Origin of the sequence: Bartonella tribocorum CIP 105476 (assembly GCF_000196435.1) — a bacterium.
GTDB classification, from domain to species: domain Bacteria; phylum Pseudomonadota; class Alphaproteobacteria; order Rhizobiales; family Rhizobiaceae; genus Bartonella; species Bartonella tribocorum.
Genome location: NC_010161.1, coordinates 1053190 through 1071010 on the forward strand (window position 1 = coordinate 1053190; position 17821 = coordinate 1071010).

General features: G+C 35.1%; 12 protein-coding genes and 3 pseudogenes. 3 read left to right on the top strand and 12 right to left on the bottom strand.

Annotation, left to right across the window (positions count from 1 at the left end):
- Window positions 1-760: 760 nt before the first annotated feature.
- The 4 genes and pseudogenes from BTR_RS04790 to BTR_RS04810 all read right to left on the bottom strand — a co-directional run bounded on the left by BTR_RS04790 (window position 761) and on the right by BTR_RS04810 (window position 7928).
- Window positions 761-5719, bottom strand: coding sequence for a DEAD/DEAH box helicase (locus BTR_RS04790; RefSeq protein ID WP_012231622.1), 4959 nt, complete (start codon window positions 5717-5719; stop codon window positions 761-763).
- Window positions 5720-6250: 531 nt separating this feature from the next.
- A pseudogene (locus tag BTR_RS04800) lies at window positions 6251-6667 on the bottom strand (DUF3987 domain-containing protein); the annotation flags it as partial.
- A 438-nt stretch (window positions 6668-7105) separates the two neighbouring features.
- Window positions 7106-7528, bottom strand: a complete 423-nt coding sequence (locus tag BTR_RS04805) for a hypothetical protein (RefSeq protein WP_012231624.1) — start codon at window positions 7526-7528, stop codon at window positions 7106-7108.
- A gap of 94 nt (window positions 7529-7622) precedes the next feature.
- Complete coding sequence (locus BTR_RS04810) at window positions 7623-7928, bottom strand: hypothetical protein (protein WP_012231625.1); 306 nt, start codon at window positions 7926-7928, stop codon at window positions 7623-7625.
- Window positions 7929-8135: 207 nt separating this feature from the next.
- Here BTR_RS04810 and BTR_RS13405 point away from each other — a divergent pair.
- Window positions 8136-8395 (top strand): annotated as a pseudogene (locus tag BTR_RS13405) (recombinase family protein); the annotation flags it as partial.
- Here the strand turns inward: BTR_RS13405 and BTR_RS12875 are convergent.
- From BTR_RS12875 to BTR_RS04820, 3 genes are all read right to left on the bottom strand, one after another.
- Window positions 8379-8528: a hypothetical protein gene (locus BTR_RS12875; protein WP_012231626.1), complete on the bottom strand. Its 150-nt coding sequence runs from the start codon at window positions 8526-8528 to the stop codon at window positions 8379-8381. The pseudogene BTR_RS13405 and the gene BTR_RS12875 overlap by 17 nt on opposite strands.
- Window positions 8529-8625: 97 nt before the next feature.
- Window positions 8626-8826 (bottom strand): helix-turn-helix transcriptional regulator, encoded by a 201-nt coding sequence (locus BTR_RS04815; RefSeq protein WP_007347430.1) that lies wholly within the window; start codon window positions 8824-8826, stop codon window positions 8626-8628.
- Between the two features lie 208 nt (window positions 8827-9034).
- Window positions 9035-10201, bottom strand: a complete 1167-nt coding sequence (locus BTR_RS04820; RefSeq protein ID WP_012231627.1) for a tyrosine-type recombinase/integrase — start codon at window positions 10199-10201, stop codon at window positions 9035-9037.
- Window positions 10202-10366: 165 nt separating this feature from the next.
- Here BTR_RS04820 and BTR_RS12250 point away from each other — a divergent pair.
- Together BTR_RS12250 and BTR_RS04825 are read left to right on the top strand one after the other, a co-directional pair.
- A pseudogene (locus BTR_RS12250) lies at window positions 10367-10609 on the top strand (single-stranded DNA-binding protein); the annotation flags it as partial.
- 15 nt (window positions 10610-10624) lie between these two features.
- Window positions 10625-11149, top strand: coding sequence for a hypothetical protein (locus BTR_RS04825; protein WP_012231628.1), 525 nt, complete (start codon window positions 10625-10627; stop codon window positions 11147-11149).
- A 1-nt stretch (window position 11150) separates the two neighbouring features.
- Here BTR_RS04825 and BTR_RS04830 read toward each other — a convergent pair whose 3' ends face one another.
- The 5 genes from BTR_RS04830 to BTR_RS04855 form a co-directional block, all read right to left on the bottom strand.
- Window positions 11151-11885: a hypothetical protein gene (locus BTR_RS04830; protein WP_012231629.1), complete on the bottom strand. Its 735-nt coding sequence runs from the start codon at window positions 11883-11885 to the stop codon at window positions 11151-11153.
- Window positions 11886-13741: 1856 nt separating this feature from the next.
- Entirely contained in the window at window positions 13742-14521 is a 780-nt protein-coding gene (locus BTR_RS04840) for a hypothetical protein (protein WP_012231630.1), read from the bottom strand.
- Window positions 14522-14634: 113 nt separating this feature from the next.
- Entirely contained in the window at window positions 14635-15213 is a 579-nt protein-coding gene (locus BTR_RS04845) for a hypothetical protein (RefSeq protein ID WP_012231631.1), read from the bottom strand.
- 82 nt (window positions 15214-15295) lie between these two features.
- On the bottom strand, window positions 15296-15958 hold the full coding sequence (locus BTR_RS04850; RefSeq protein WP_012231632.1) for a hypothetical protein: 663 nt from the start codon (window positions 15956-15958) through the stop codon (window positions 15296-15298).
- A gap of 80 nt (window positions 15959-16038) precedes the next feature.
- Complete coding sequence (locus tag BTR_RS04855) at window positions 16039-16674, bottom strand: LbetaH domain-containing protein (RefSeq protein WP_012231633.1); 636 nt, start codon at window positions 16672-16674, stop codon at window positions 16039-16041.
- Window positions 16675-17821 lie beyond the last annotated feature (1147 nt).

A 17821-nucleotide genomic window follows, 5' to 3' on the forward strand; every position in this document is an offset into this window, starting at 1 on the left:
ATCAATATGTTAATATCTTTAAAACATAACTCATATCAAGAGTACAATCTTTAAAGATAACCCATGATGTGAATTGATTAAAACCTGTCAGTTATGTGTCAGTAAATTGAACCGACAAATTAGATTATTTTAGTAAGTCATTAAAACGTGTCTTATGAAAAGTGTATGACCTTTTAAAACCTTTCAAAAGATAGCTTGTAACTCATAAGAGATGCTATCAAGATCATTAGGTTATGAGTTTTGACGGGGTTTTGAGTTTTGAGGGTTGCTGCTATTATGTAAAAAAACGATAAAAATAAAAACATTATATTTCAATGGATTAATATTTTATAGACCTTAAAAAAACAACTCATATTGATAATACAACCTCTAAATTCAACCAATAATATACGTTTTGAGGGGGTTTTGACGGTTTTTACACCTTCAAAACCTATAAGTAATATAAGAAAATGAATATACATAACTCTCTTTAAACAAAGCTTTTGAAAACAATAAAGCACTCATTTTAGATTACGGTATAATCTCTTAAAGGCAATGTAAAAAAATCTAATTTTATTTAAGATGGGGTTTCTTAAAAGTCTTAAAGCAATCCAAAGTAGAGTATCTAAAAGTGCAAATGATTTCTTTTTAGAATAACGCATATAAACACTCCTTTTAAAGATTAGATGTAAGCAATTTATAAAGGGGGTATAGATTATGGTTATAAGCTCTATACCCCTTATGCGTTTATCATACCCATTATGTGAGCATGCTTTATAAGTTATTCAGTTTCTCTTAATACCAAATTTGGTAAGTTTTTTACGATTTTCATTGTTTCTAAACTTACGGTAATAACCTTTTGAAATAACTCTAGAGGGTAGGCAGGGTTGCCAACGGTTTCAACAGCATAGCGATTGGCATCATTAACAATACCACTCTTTTTATCAGTCTTTACACATTGACGTCCCATAACCCATTCAAGAGCGGGTTTACCATTGACGATATACTTATAAGCTTCAAGAGGGATATCTGTTATTGTGATATTGCTATTATAAATAACAGTGGTTTTATCTTTCTCTTTACCTGCTTTTGCGAATTTCATTTCAGTTACATAATAGAATTTTTCGGGATTAGAGATCTCTGTTTGTTTTGGATTGCCCTTTTTAAAGGTCACTGGATAAGGCTCTACATCTTCATAATTCACGTGCAGATGACCCAATTTACGCCCTGCTGTTACAAATTTCCAAAAATCATCAGCATTCTTTACACAAGGGATACGAGGTAATTCTTTAGAGAGGTTATCAGCATAACGAGAGCGATAATCTTTTGAATGAAGTAAACCGTAAACATAATAGAATAGATCATCTTTAGTGATAGTCTCATTAGGATAAGCGGCTTTAAAATGTGCTAATCCTTCATCAGTAATGGCATCACGCTTCTGTAAACCAGCTGTTGTGTTTGCTTCTGTAAATAAATGGGATTGGTTTTCACTTTTACTTTTTGAAACCGAAGTGTCTTCGTAAATATAACGTGGAAAACATTGACCACTCTCTATTGTAGTAAGATTAGGTATACTTTTAGCCATCAAAACAGAAAAACCACTTCTTGCGCCTATACCTGTAACTTGTATTACCTTATTTTCGACTACTTGCCCCATCGGAAATATACGCGGCATTTGGTAAGTTCTTTCATTAAAAATACGATTGTAATAGAGCCATTGCTTTGTAAAGGGACGATAAAGACTTTGAACTGAACAATTACTTTCAAATTCGGAAACTTTTCCTCTTACAAACTCTTCTTTTAGACTACTACTCCAACTGATTTTTTTAGCATCAACGTTAACAAAATTGTCTACAGCATTTTTACGTATCCTGCTATCAACATGCCCATAAGCATTATTAAAACGTTCTACTTCACTATTATAGAAAGCAATCGTATTAGTCATATTTTTTGCTAAAACTTTACGGCTTGAATTGTACGCCCAAGCATCACGATTGGTTGAAACTCCAAGAGAAAAATTTTCAAAAAGTTTTTTACCATGACCTTTTTTAACACCTAGAGCTAAGAACGCTTTGAAATTTTCATCACGTTGATGAATCCAATCACCATGTTCATCCGGCGTAATTGTTTGCCATTTTTGTTTACGCGTAATGCCATCAATACTACCAAAGAACTTGATTATCTTAAGTTTTTTTGTAGTAGAAAGATTATCTCCAATGTCATGATAGTAAATTTTACAATCTCCAGAAACACTAGGATTTTTGATAAATAGTGTCACAGCAATACCGGTCATACTTCCATTGCAAAAAATATTTTCTCCTTCTTGAGCAGTTCCATTGCTTAACATATTTTTACGTATATCCCCTCGTAAATTAAGCACATAAATACTTGTAAATTCTTTGGCTAAAGATTTTCGTAAGCCAGCCATTGTCGACTTTTCTATATAACCAGAGCCAGAAACAAAGCCGATTACCCCAGCATTCTCAATACGGTCGCTTGCCCAGCGTATAGCACGAATATAACTGTCATATAACTTTTGCGTACTAGTTGCTCTAGATTGAGCGGCGTAAGTTTCACCGATACGTTTATTTAATATGGGATAGGGAGTATTCTTTGCATTATCATTTTCATTTTTTTGTCCTACGGAATAAGGGGGGTTACCAAAGATAACTTTAATATTTAGATTTTTCTGAAGTTCCAAATATTCACTGTTTTCTTTAAACAATTCCTGTAGCAGATTTTTCTCTTCAAGCATCCGAAATGTATCAGTCAAACCAATATGCTTGAAAGGGATATACTCACCTTTCATAAGACTATGATAAGTCGATTCAATGTTAATGGCTGCTATGTAATAGGCAAGCAAAACAATCTCATTGGCATGGATATCATGACGGAACTTATATTCCATATCCTCTGGTTTGATAAGATCTGATTGTAATAGCCTTGTGATAAAGGTTCCTGTACCTGTAAAAGGGTCAAGAATAGAGACACCCCGTGAACCAAGGCTTTTTCCAAATTCATTCCGCAATACATCATCAACAGAATGAATGATAAAATCAACAACCTTAACGGGCGTATAAACAATTCCAAGCTTATCCGTGGTTTTTTTAAATGCCTTGGCAAAAAAGCTTTCATAAAGTTTGATAATAAGATTCTGTTTTGCATGAGTTTCCGTAATGCCTGCTGTACAGAACGTGACACTTTTGTAAAATTTATCAAGATCTTTCGTTTTCTCTTCGATATTGGTTTTATCCAGTTCCGTTAAGATCTTATCCATAGCTTGCGAAATGGCATTGTTCTGTACAAATTCATTACCGTCAAATAAAGCTTCAAACACGGGACGCGTGACAAGATGTTGGGCTAACATCTCAATCGCTTCCTCTTTTTTGATTTCACTGTTGACGTTGTTCTTTAATTCCTTATGAAAGGCATCAAAAGCATGAAAGGCTTCACTCTTTTCATCGGAAATCATATCTTTAAGATGATTGATATGGTTTTGAGCAATCTCAGCAACATTGTTCGCCCATATGCCCCAATAATCCGTGATTTTAAAACTATCCAGAAAAATGGCTTTGACAAAATCAAAAAATTCAGAACGGCGGAATAAGTCTCCTTGTCCTCCAGATACCGGTTGAGATTTTCTTTCTGCTGTTCCAATGGTATGCCCAGAACTTTCTGTTTTTGATGGTATCGAGATCTCATCAACCGTTGTGGTAAGCTCTTTTAATTCATTGGCACGCTTAATTTCTATAATCTCAATCGTATGGCTGCTATCTTGTCCTAAAGACATTTGATTAATCGTCCGTGCAAGTCTCTCATCATGAGAATGTAAAGCATCCAAAACTTGCCAAACAACACGGTATCTCTTATTGTTTTTTAAAGCCTTTTTGGCTTCTAAGTGTGAAGGAATGATAATAGGTAAAATGATATAGCCCGTTTTCTTATTTGGAGCACGACGCATCACACGCCCCACCGCCTGTATCACATCCACTTGGCTATTGCGCGGGTGTAAAAACATGATGGCATCAAGAGCAGGGACATCAATCCCTTCAGACAGACACCGAACATTGCTTAAAATCCGACAAACGTTTTGACCCGTATCTTCTTTAAGCCAATCCAATTCCTCATTGCGTTTTTTGACGCTTTGCGTTCCGTCGATATGTCTTACTTCACAGTTCAAAAAAGGAACGGTTTGAAGGAAATCATCAATATGAGATTTGATAATTTTATTGAAGAGCTTTGTAATATATTGAGAGGTGTTGATATCTTTGCAAAAAGCTAAAGCACATTGCATGGGCTCTGTATCATCATCATCGATAGCTGCTTGCTTATCTATTTTAGTCAGTGCTCTATAACAGCCAATAATTTTTGCCGCATCATCTAAATCAATTTCACGGTTTTCATTGGCAATAATCTCCTGTATGGCTGGTGTGATATAGGTTTCATTAATACCCAAGACCACAATCTTGTAAGGAGTTAAAAGTTCATTATCGACAGCTTCCGCGAAGGTATAATGATGGAGTTGTTTTCCAAAAAGCGTTTCGTCATCCATAGATGCGAGAACGGCATTAATCTCATCAGCGCGCCTTTTGGCAGTGTCACTAAAGATACGAGGCGTTGCTGTCATATACAAACGTTTCTTGCCTCGAATAATGCTGTTATCGTGAACCTTGATAAATTCGGATTCATTGTCTTCATTTCCCAATGAAGCCCCAGTGGTTCTATGCGCTTCATCGCAAATGATCAGATCAAATTCGGGTAAACCATGATCCTTTTGCGCATCCGAAATCACTTGGATAGAATGGTAAGTTGAAAAGACCACGGTCATTGCATCGGCTAGGTTTTCGCAAGCTTCTTTGGCAAGGGCTTGTGCATCTGTGGTAGCAGGGAGAACAAGATCTGATGTTTCCATGCCAACGATATCCTCTTGGTTTTTACGACGCTTGCCTACTTTCGTATCCGAACACACCGCAAAGGAACGCAACGAGATTTGTGCATCGGCTGTCCATTCACGGATTGTTTGCGAGACTAAAGCCAGAGAAGGAACCAAAAACAAAACACGCTTGCCTTTCCCAGCAAGGGTTTCTGCTATCTTCAAACTGGTGAAAGTCTTCCCCGTACCACATGCCATGATCAGCTTGCCACGGTCTGCTTCTTTTAAACCTTCACAGACTTTCTTGATGGCTTCTTCTTGATGGGGACGAGGCTTTTTTGTTGATTTCAGAACCACTTCTTTTTTTGTTGCAAATATTTGCCAATCTATCCGACTGTTTTCCATATGACGAAGGTCAATGCGATAAATGGGTATCGCTTGTCCTTTAATCATGGCATTCACATTGTCACTTAATTCCACTTCCGTGCTGTCAACGAGAAGACGATATTTAAAGATGTCTTTTCCAGATGCCGCGATAAAGCTATCAATATCCTTTTTACTGATCTGATGATCTGCTTGATAAAACTTACATTGAATAGCGACATAGCCCTCTTGATGACGAAGCTTGGCAACCAGATCAATGCCGATATCATTTTTATTCCAATCTTCACGTTCTTTCGCCCATTCATAATAGCTCTCAACTTTTTCATATCGCCCATAATGGAGAGGGTCATGCATAAGATATTTTGTCACAAAATCTTCAAACACTTTCCCCCGTAGAGCATTTGATGTTGCCTGTTCACGATAGGATTGTAAAAGGGAGCGTAAAGTGACGTGTTCATGATCAGAGTTAAGAGATTGCAGCATATTATAACAGAGCTCCGTTTTGGTATGAGAGGGTTAATTCTTTTCAAAAGAATCAAAATGAAGCTTATTAAATCTATTTTGAACGAATTGAGAAAAAATGCAGAAAAATGCATAAAAACGGATAATTTTTTTTCAAAATGGTTTTTTAAAGGTTGTTTATCCACAGCTTATGACATGGAATAAGATCAGCAAAGTAGTAAAATTTGCTATTCGTTTCACGGGTTAATCAAGACAAATGCGCTATGGGCTTTAAAATATCAGAATGAGTATTTTGATAGGTTTTGTCTGTTCTTAAAACCCCCAAAACCCCTACAAAACCCCTTTTTATATATATCATAGATTGTATTTACTGATTGTATTTAATATAGGTTGTTTCTTTAAAACATTAACATATTGAAATATAATAACTTTTGTTTTTGTTTAAAAAAATAAAATAATACGTACAAAAAGCCCCCCCAAAACTCATAATGGGGAGTGCTTTGAAGAGTTCACTGTTATATTGTTAATGTTCTATAAGATTTCCAAATTGCCTCAGTGTGATGTTTTATGGCTTGTCACTAAGGGATTCCATTCATAGCGTATGGTAGGGCGACCGCCTTGTGAGCTCTTGTCTCCAGAGATTTCACGAATATAGTTACAACGGCATAAAAGCTCTAAAGCTTGCTTAACGGCTCCATTATCTTTGAAACATTTCCAATCACGTTTATAAATATCCCTTGTTGTAAAAACATCGGGTAAACAATCACAACGTTCGACAATTAATTTTGCCCCCTCTGTTGCTAAGCTATCCGCCGCCGCATAGAGCCTTTTGACATGACTTAATAGATAACTTGTCCAACGCAAGGCTGTTGTGATGGCATAGGGTCCAATTTCTAAACGACCACCGTCAAGAAGTTCAAAAATCAACGCAAGGCTTGCTATGGTCTTAGGCATTTTTAAAAGATGCGATTGTAAACTTTCTGAGTGAGCCCTCCATTATGATTTTTTATTAAAGGAAAAAAATAACAGTAATCATTTCAGATTTACACAATGAAAGAAAACTTTTTAGTTTTTCTGTTAGTGATGAAAATGTATTTCAAACAATAATGAGTATGTTTTCAATTAATTTAAGTGATCCATAATTACATTTCGAATACGAATTTGGTATATACAAAAATGACTTTAGACTTAGCTAAATATTGCTATGAAGAATACAAACAGAACTAAGAAAATGAGAAATAAAGATTTTTTTGATTTTATGAAGAAAGAAATAGCATGACTAATATCCAGTAGAAATATTTCGTTTGGTAGTTTTGCCCTTCAAAAAAGCTATATAAACGAGAGATTTTCATTTAACCATTATTTTTAAAGATGTGTAAAAACCTTTGTTATAAGTACTTTATTGAGTTAGAAATCTATACCAATAGCTTTGGCTTGCATTTTTTCGTAGAGTTTTTGCATTGCCTTGATATTTTCTCTTCGCACATCAATAATCGATTTTTCAATAGATGTTAAACGCGCTTTGTCCAGATTTCCTAGTCGTGTATAATGGGATGCCATCGCTTTCCGTGCTTCATCATAAGGCAATCCGCCTTTTCGGTGCTTTGATAGACTATGTCCCCTATTTATCGCATCATATTTCTCAGGATTGGAAACTAGTTTTATGTGATCCTTAACAACACCTATTTCAATTAATGCTGTTTCAAGGCTACTAACCATAGCTTTACTATTAGCATACCGAAGCAAATCATCCTTTATAAAGTCACTTTCCGTATCAATAAGCAATGGTAAATCACCATTTTTACCAACATCACGAATATGATCACACAAATTATTTCGTACATTGTGTAATTTTTGAGATACTAATGTCTTTTCAAGGTCTTGTACTAGTACACTTTGTTGTAAAAAAAGCTTTTCTAATTTATCAGAAATGATGACCTCCTATTACAACCCCTTTATCTAACCAGTCTGGACCATATTCCTCATCAGCATTCTTTGTAGAAAAGCCCATATCACGAATAAATTGTGCTCCACGTTGATGTCTAAGATGTAAAAGTGCATGTGCTGGATATTCAGCCATTGCTAACCACTCCCACGTTGTTTTGCTATCATTCGCCTTAGAAGCTGCTTCTGCCTCGACCATATAGATACTGTTTTGAGGGAGACCACCTGCTCGTAACTCCTCACGTTCAGCATCAGTCATATAACTTTTGGGTAATTTCTTTTGCATAGGAAATTCCTTTCTGTAATCTGTCTTAAAATACTAATCTAATGGTTAGATCTGATCAATCAAATTTCCTATGAATTTTTCAATTTGTTGTTGAAATTAAATAAAATATCTGTTTTTATCTTTGATCATTTTGATTTTTTGTATAAAAGAAAATTATCGTTTTTTCTGATACTAATGTATACACTTAATTGACGTTCTTTATTGCACGTGACACAATTTTATGCATACTTACGGATTTCTCCTGATGGACAAGATACAGAAAATCAAAAACTTGGATTGTTAGAATAAGCTAACAAAAATGGTTTTGCTTCACTCCATATTGAATAGAAACTGTAAATAGAAGGAAAGCTTAGTGCTTTAATCGAAAAAACAGAGCAGGGGATTGTTATTGACATTTGAGTTTTTTGTATAGCCGATTTTCTCTTAATGTTTTAGAACTTCTTAAAGATGTTAGTGAGCGTAATTTATAAGGTAAGCCAATTTATTAAGGGATAACAGCCTATCATCATGAGCAGGGCAATGAGCAAGTCCATAACGCCCATGCCAACCTCCACACAAGGCATGTGTAATACCCCGCGCATTCTTAAAAGAACACATCATTTTAAATCCTATAACGTTGCGTCACAGGACGGATTGTGCTAGCTCTAAGGTGATGAGTTTGAGAAAGCCTTGTCCGTCCTTACGTGACAAGGTTTTTTTATGCCACGTCGTTATAACGTTGCTGTTTCGCTTGTTCGATTACATTCAAGAGATCCGATTGTAACCAACGGGATAAAAAACCAAATTTTAAAGGTTTTGGGAGAGAGCCATTGGTAACATGACGGCGAAAAGTTGAGACACTCATATGAAGCAATTTTGCACTTTCACGGTCTGTTAAAAGAATATCATTTTCTGTCATTCTAAAATCCTTTCATAATAAAAAATAGAACCAAATCATGCCTATTTATTAAGCACATTTTGGTTCATTTTTGAAGGTATTTTATTTATAGAAAACAATATTTTATCATACAATTTCTGATGTGATAAATTATGAGTCTTATTGAGAAAGAATGAGAGAGAAGAGAGAGAAAGTTATCCACAGATCATGGGGTTATGCACCCCATATTCTAAGATTGACCAGTGACATAAGCCGCCCATTTATCCATATAGACACGGCGCTGTTCTAGATAGTCAGTACGACGATAGGCACGCTCTACTTGTCCTCCGACCGTATGACTTAGAATAGTTTCAGCGACCTCATAGGGGGCATCGGTTGTTTCAGCAAGCCAATCGCGTAAACTAGAGCGAAAACCATGGGGGCAGGCTTCAATTTTATTTTTTCTCATGTAAAGATACATACACTTCTCAGCAAGGGGACCGCGACCTTTAGCAGAAAAAAAGAAATCATTACGAGAAAGCAAGCGCGCTTGTTTTAAAATTTCTAATGCTTCAGATGATAAAGGCACACGAAATTCTGTTGTAGCATCACGCTTTCCTTTCATATTTTCGGCAGGAATAGTCCAGATATCATCTTCAATCTGATCTTCACGAATATGACGTAAAGGATTTGTGCGAACGCCTGTCAGAATAAGCAAACGCAAAGCCAATTGTGTCATAGTTATTTTTTGACAAAGTGTTTTATAAAAAGCGGGCACATCTCTCCAATCCATTGCAGGTAAGTTTTTTATTTTATGGCGTTGTTTACCTAAGAGAGCGCGTGCTTTTTCGGTTGCCTGTAAATCAACATCCAACCCTAAGGCAGCCGCATGTTTGAGACAAAGATGAAGACGATTAAGAGCTCTATAAGCAGTTCCAGCTTTTGTATGCCAAATAGGGGCAAGTGTATTGCGTATCTCTGTTTGGGTAATCTCAGAAACGGGCAGACAGCCTAATTTGGGGAGAATATGAAGGCGTAATGGTAAAAACCAACTTCCATTCTTACCATCATTTTTTAATTCAGATTTCCGACTTTCAAAAGCATCTAAAGCAATGTCTTTTAAATAATGGAGATTGCTTATTGCCTCACGCTTTTGTTTCTCACGTTCTTTAATGGGGTCACGACCCTCATGCAAAACAGAACGCCATTGATTTGCTAATTCACGGGCTTTTTTTAAAGAAACGTTTCGCAACGCACCCAATCCCATTTCGCGGCGCCGACCATGAATGGTATAACGGTAAATCCATTGAGCACCTCCATCTTTACGCTTGTGAAGTAACAAGCCGGCACCATCATTATATTTGCCAGCCCCCAATGTTGCGACAGATCTTGCATTAAGACGGTTCATAAGAGCCATTTTTAAATCCTTTCTTATACAAATTTGATCCACACACTCATCCCACTTGTTATGTGCAAATGAGTGGTTTTGATTGATTCAAGATAAACAGATTTGAAATGAGAGAATCCTACGTTATTCTGGTCTTTAATTCCATATGAATAATGCTAAATTATCATTATAAATCAATATCTTGTCAAAGGCAGCAAAGTTTATATTGAAGGACAACTTCAAACGCGTAAATGGCAAGATAAAAACGGTATTGACCGGTTCGTAACAGAAGTCATTTTGCCTAAGTACAAAGGCGACTTAAAGCTCTTAGATGGTAAAAATGATGATAATCAAGAGCAATCATCCCCTTATGACAGAAGCATTTACAGACCTCTTGATACACCCCATACCGTTATGAATGATGATGTTCCTTTTTAAACGAAAGGCGGTGTTGTGAAAAAAAACAAGAGGGGACGCCCTAAAATAACAGGGCAGCTAAGAGAAGCCAATGGGCGTATATCACGTTGCAAAACACCTCGTGAAGCTGCTGATCAATTGGCAATAGAAATACGTGCAAAGCGCTTCGGCTTAACGCTATACGAGGCAAAAAATCCACTTTCTGGTTCTTATATAGGGCGGCTTTGCTTGCAAGGTGTGCTTACACAAGAGCAATATGACGCCGCGCAACAGTATTTACAGATAAGAAACAACTACCTTTGTGCAAAAGGATTGCCTAATGCGATTTATGATGATGTGTCTACAAATTCAGATCCAGATAGTTTTGAACAATGGGTTCAAAAAGCAACAAATCGCTATCAAGCCGTACAAGAGGCATTAAAAGAAACCCAATGCCTCTATAGACAGTATAATCTTCATGCTGCGCTACAGTACCTCGTGATAGAAGATCAAATGCTACCACATCTTGTGAACTCATTGCGAGTTGCTCTTAATGTGCTTCAGAAGCGTTTTGATTGTTAATTTAAAAATTTGTTAAATATCGCTTCCATTTTTCAAAAGTGCTATATCTCACAGGTGGTCTTACATGTTCTTTGGGCATCATTTCAAGGTATACGTTTCTCGCAATAGCGCACATCATTGCTGTGTTTTGAAAACGAGTGAGTTCATTTTCTACGATCATTTGCTCTGTACGAATGGTTTGTTCTTTTCTACTAATGCCATTTGGAGAGTCTAAAAATTTTTCTGCGTATGCAAACATTGGATCATTAAAGTTGGTGTCAAATTTTGCTTTGAAGAAAATATGTTCTATATAAGCCCAATGTTTTCTATATTCCATTCCGTTAGCTTTAAAAGCTTCCAGTCTTATTGTTAAGTCATTAAATGTAAGTGTCGGCATACTTTTATCACCTTGCCATAAATCGGCAAAGCGCCCACAAAAAACAAGCAATATGTGATAATGTTTGAAAATATTAAATTCTGGAGGATTGTTTGGTAATGTTATTAAATACTTCCAAAATGGGCTATTATCATGGGGTATGTCTACAGTCTCTTCCATCTGCGTTTTTAAAAATTTTATCGATTCTTTTGCTTTTGCTAATTTCTTGTGGTATTCTAAGTTTTTATAATTTTTATGCACATATTCTTCGTAAAGTCTATCGTATTGTTCTAAACTATCTATGCTAGTATAGCTTGATAATACTGATATCGAAAATAAAGCTATAAATATTACTACGAGCATTATGGATAATAGCTTCATTATTTAATCCTTTAAACTATCATAATTAACGCTGTCTAACAGATTCCCTTTGAAATTATCAATATGTGTTATTTTTATGTTGACAAAGTGTTTCAAATCGTATTTAATGACAAATACGGCACTGGTCGTACTGTATCTAAATGAGGGTGTGGTACAGTCGAAAATCCCCGCATTTGCGGGGTTTTTTATTATCTGGAGGGTGTATTTTATGACATCACAAAATACAGAACAGATTTCTCAAACAAAGAAAAAATATAAACCCCCTAAGGCAGGAATGGGGCGGGTTAAAGGTGTACCCAATAAGAATACACATTGTAAATAAAAACACAATAAAGTCAATATGTTATTTGCAATTATTTTATATGAATCCACTTAAGAATCCACACTTTTATGCATGATTCATTTGACCATTTTTTATATAAGATTGCCATGTATGAATAGACCATAAAAAGCAAATCATGATGTAAATATTATAACGCATGTAAACGTTCAAATGAAATGAAAAGCAGTTATCACTCATAACAGTTTATAAATTTTATGATACGTTTTTATCACAGCACAAATCGCATTGTTTAAAATTTAATCGTTTGGAATTATCGATAACATACGTTTTAAAGATTACTTCTTATTTTAAAGATTGGATTGTTAATCGCATAAAATAACAAATTAACGTTCGCCAAAATTGGCGAGCGCAAAATCTAAAGAGTGTTATAGCAATATTAGATCATTCTATAAGAGGGTAATCGTTTGAAACTGTTATAAGGTAAATTGTATCAAAAGATACGCATTTATAGAAAATAGAGATCATATAATTTTTCCCCAAATTGGGAAAAACCTTTAAAATGGCATTAAAGAAATTAACTGTTTGAAGCATTCATAAGCTTATAGGATTAATTCATAAAGATTGCACAAAGGATTTAAAGACAAGATTGATTTTATAACCACGGTATTTTTTTACCGCGGTAGGAAATAAACAGATAATGAAATTCAAAACGTTATATCTTATGAAATCAAAAGCCTTTTAATGAATATAGTGCAAGCAAGTGAGCAAAAAACATTTTAAAAGTTATAGTTTAAAAATACGAAACCAAATGAGGTCTCCTCAAATTTGAGGGCATCTATTTTAGACAAAGATAAGCAAGTAAAATTCAAAACCGTTGTAACATCATAAGGCATAGGATTTACTTAATTTTGCTAGCCAAATAGAGCAATTAATTTGCAAAGAAGCTTTGTTTAAAATACGCTTATTATGAAAGCCTTTCTAAATGAATGTTTAAACGTTTGAAACGGATGTTTATAATAATTTTTAAAACCTTCCATTTGATAAAAGCAGTTGTTTATTGTCTTATGAGAGCTTGTTTTGAAAAATTAACGCTCGTAAATGTAAAAAGAACGTTTTTAAAAAAGATATTAGTCTAATAGGCATTTTCTTTTGATTGAATTGATAAAGCTACCAAACGTTTTAATATGTTTTGATTTTAGAAAATGCGTTATTTGAAATTCACTCAACTCAATTTTGAGCTTAGTGTTTTAAAATGTTTTAAAGAAGCATCTTGATTATGGGCTTTGTTTTAAATGCATCTCTTTAAGATAAAGACATTCTCATTCAAAAGAGTGATTAAAGATCATATGCATAATTTACGTTCCTTTTGATAAGTTTTCATATTTTTAATAGAGCACTTGAAATATGATACATTTTTTATATATGCATTCATTACTCCATTGTAGGTGGTTATTTTTATCATAAGAATCATTCTTTGAAAGCCGCGTCATATCATTTGGCACGGCTTTCTTTTATGAATTCTCTCTTTTATGATACGTTTATAGCTATCAAGAAGGCGCTCCCATACCTATTTTTATTCTGTTTTATCAATAATCTTAACGACATTATCGCTTTGATAAACCTCACAATTTTTGGGAACTAACTTTGCTTTGCTTTTTGTATTGATTGTTGCATTGCCATAAGCACGCCCCCAGATCGTTGCACAATGTAAGATTTTTGCATTGCCATAGACAGAGCCATAAACCTCACAAGAGCCCCCCACGCGCGCATTGCCATAGACCTTGCCATAAATCTTTGCACGACCATTAATCACAGCATAATTATAAATTTTCGCATGGCTATAAATACAAGCAGAGCCACAAACCCTAGCATGACCATAGACGCGTGCATAACTAAAAACCGTAGCATCATAAGAAACATGGGCATGGTCATAAATATGAGCATCAGCAAGAACGCGGGCAGCACCACTCACATGAGCATTGCCATAAACATTGCCATACACATGAGCACTCCCATAAACACAAGCCTGATCATAAATCTTTGCATATTGAGAGATAAAAGCCTTGCTATAGACCTCAGCATTGCCATAGACGAGACCACAGACTTGAGAATAATGCCGTATTTTTGCATCATCATAAACACGGGCATGACCATAGACACAAGCCTCATCATAGACCCAGCAATTGCCATCATGGGATAGGTTGACTTCCTTTTCGATAAAACCGCCTAAAGCACCCGCTTTTATATCATCAAAATCTCTTAAAGCCCGAATGCGATAAAGGCTTGTGATATTTCGCGTAAGAGCATGTTTGATTTTTTTGATTTCACTGGTTAATTCGTATTTTTTGCACATAGGAGTACCCTCACAATCTAATGTGATAAACAGTTGATAAAATTTGAAATGGAAAATTTATTTTGAAAGCAGGCGCCCCCGCCGCGCCCGCATTTTATTTACGTTACATTAGGTTAGACCCATACAATTTCTAACTCACCATAAGGAGAGAGACGTTCAGTATAGGTTTTTATTTTAGTAGAGCCGCCGACATTTTCACGAATAACAGCAATGCCATGGATATGAGCATTTTCATAAATATGCACGTCATTTGCTATACGAGCGTTTTCATAAACCCTAGCATTGTCATAAACATAAGCATTATCATAAATAATAGCCTTGCCATAGACATGAGCATTGCCATAGACACGGGAATTATCAGAAACAACGGCATTGCCATAAACATGCGCATTATCATAAATATAGCCAGCAGCGATAGCATTCTCATAAACGCAGGCATGACCATAGATATGACCACAAGCGACAGCCTTGCCAAAAACCCTTGCGTTTTCATAAACGTGACCATTTTTAAACACAAGAGCATCATCATAGACCCAGCAATTGCCATCATGAGAGAGGTTATCTTCCTTTTCGATAAAGCCCCCCAAGGCACCAGCTTTAACATCAGCAAAGTCTTTTAATGCTTGGATACGATAAAGGGTATGATTACCAAATACACGCGTTTCATTTGTGAGTGCAAACTTTTTTTGCATGGCACAATTCCTTTATAAAGAAGATTAAATTTTAGAATGAGATTTTTAAAGAGGGGCGCCCCCGCCGCGCCCGCGCCATTATTTACGCAGCGTTATTTTCAATAATCTTTACAACGTTATTGCCTTCATAAACCTCACAATTTATGGGAACCGAACATAAACCGCTATGTCTTTTTATCCTTGCATTGCCATAAACATTACCTCTAATCACGATATAACTAGAGATTTTTGCATTGCCATAAACAGAGCCATAAACATCAGTATGACAGCCCACGCTAGCATTCCCATAAACCTTGCCATAAATTTTTGCAGCGCCACTGATAACAGCATGATCATAAACCACAGCATTCCTATGAATACGAGCGCTTCCTGATAATTTTGCATTGCCATAAACCCGCGCCTGATGATAAACCCAAGCATTATAAGAAAGATGCGCATTGTCATAAACATGAGCATTTGCATAAACGCGGGCGTGATCACAGACATGAGCATTGCCATAAACAAAGCCCATTATAATAGCGTTATTAAAAACCTTGGCATTTTCATAAATATGGGCAGGATTTAAAACAAGAGCATCATTATAGACCCAGCAGTTGCCATCATGAGAGAGATTGTTTTCACTTTCAATAAAGCCACCCAATTGACCAGCTTTAACATCATCAAAATCTCTTAAAGCACGAATGCGATAAAGAGTTTGATTATTAAATACACGTGTCTCATTTGTGAGTGCAAACTTCTTTTGCATAACACTATTCCTTTATAAGAAGATTAAATTTTAAATGAAATGTTTTAAAGAGGGGCGCCCCCGCCGCGCCCGCGCATTATTTACGCAGCGTCTTTTATAGACTGGTCATTATAGACAATTTCTTTACTACAGACTTCAATATTATTGCGAACCCAAGTGTCACCTTTGATAACCGCATTGCGAAAAATCTTTACATTTGGAAAAATACAAGCATATCCGGAAATTTTCGCATTATCATAAATTTTTGTATCATTAAAAACACAAGCGTAATAATGAACATGAGCATTACCAAAAATATGAGCATCCGGATAAATACGTGCAAAGCCATACACATGAGCATTGCCATAAATATGGCCAGCCACAACCGCCTTGCCATAAACCCTTGCATTTTCATAAATACAAGCAATATTGTTCACATGGGCATAACCACTTACAACGGCATTATCGTAAACCCTTGCATTGCTATAAACCTTAGCTTTACCGCCAACCCAACAATTGCCATCATGGGATAAATTACTTTCACCTTGTATAAACCCGCCTAACTCACCTTTTTTGACGTCTCCAAAATCTCTTAAAGCTCTAATTCTATGAAGTGTTTTAAAGCCAACCTCTATTGTTTCACCTGTAAATTCGTATTTTTTTGCAGGCTCTTGTTGATTAACAGGCGCGGTTGCATTTGAAGATATAATGGGGGAGTTTTTTGATATATTTGTCATATTTAAATCCTACATGATTTAGTGTTTTCAATTGACAGCCTATAAAGGCGCCGGGCGTTGAAAACACGGCATGTAGTCCGTTGTTATGCCTTCCTCATAAGAGTATTGTATAGCATAACCACACCCGACAAAATCACTATATATGCTAACTAGAGCATAAAAAATAGTCAATTTTTATAACAGGATTAGGTTTATCGCAACCTCTTCGCTACATGTTTAGTGTTTTCATCACTTGATTATTTATATAACAAAATACGTATTTATTGTCAAATAATATTTTATCTTTTTTGATATTTTTTGTATTTTTTTAAATGCATTGTGTATTGATAATATCTTATGCTTATGAATTGCTTCTTTTATATTTATATGCTTTTAAAGCTATATTATAGGCTTTCTGAAACAATGGCGTTATTTTTTGAATCTATACATTTATAATATTTAGAAAGGCTCTCATAATGCGTTTTTTTAACTTTATAACCTATCAGTTTTTTTCACTAAATGAATTTTAATTTTTTTGTGAATTTTGTTTATAACATATTTGCAACTTAACTGCTTTTATAGAGATGGTCTTTATAACCAATGTTTTCATTTGCATTATGATTATAAAACCTTCTTTATAACTGTTATCTGTTTTATAGCCATCGCATCATTTTTCATTTTCATAAGAGAAACGATAAATAGGATAATTACGATTTATAGACTGTTATGAAAATATCTAAAGAGAGATTGATAATTATAGAGATTAGAAAAATCCCTTTTAATAGGCTTTTGACAGTGTTGTCAGTTTTGTCAGTTCTTTTTAGACCCTCTATTATTCTTTTTAAATGCGTAAAAACTAAAAACATTATATATCAATAGGTTAATGTCTTTAAAACACAACCCATATCAAAAATACAATCTTTAAAGATAACCAATGATATGAATTGATTAAAACCTGTCAGTTATCTGTCAGTAAATTGAACCGACAAAAGTGAGTGATTAAAGCGTGTCTTATGAAAAGCGTATGAAAGTAAAAACTGATTACGTTATCAAAATCCTTTTTATGAATTTTGTCAGTTCTTTTGAATGATAACCTTATGATTTAGAGAATTGATTACAACGTGCTTTTATGAAAGCATGTGACCCTTTAAAACCTTTCAAAAGATAG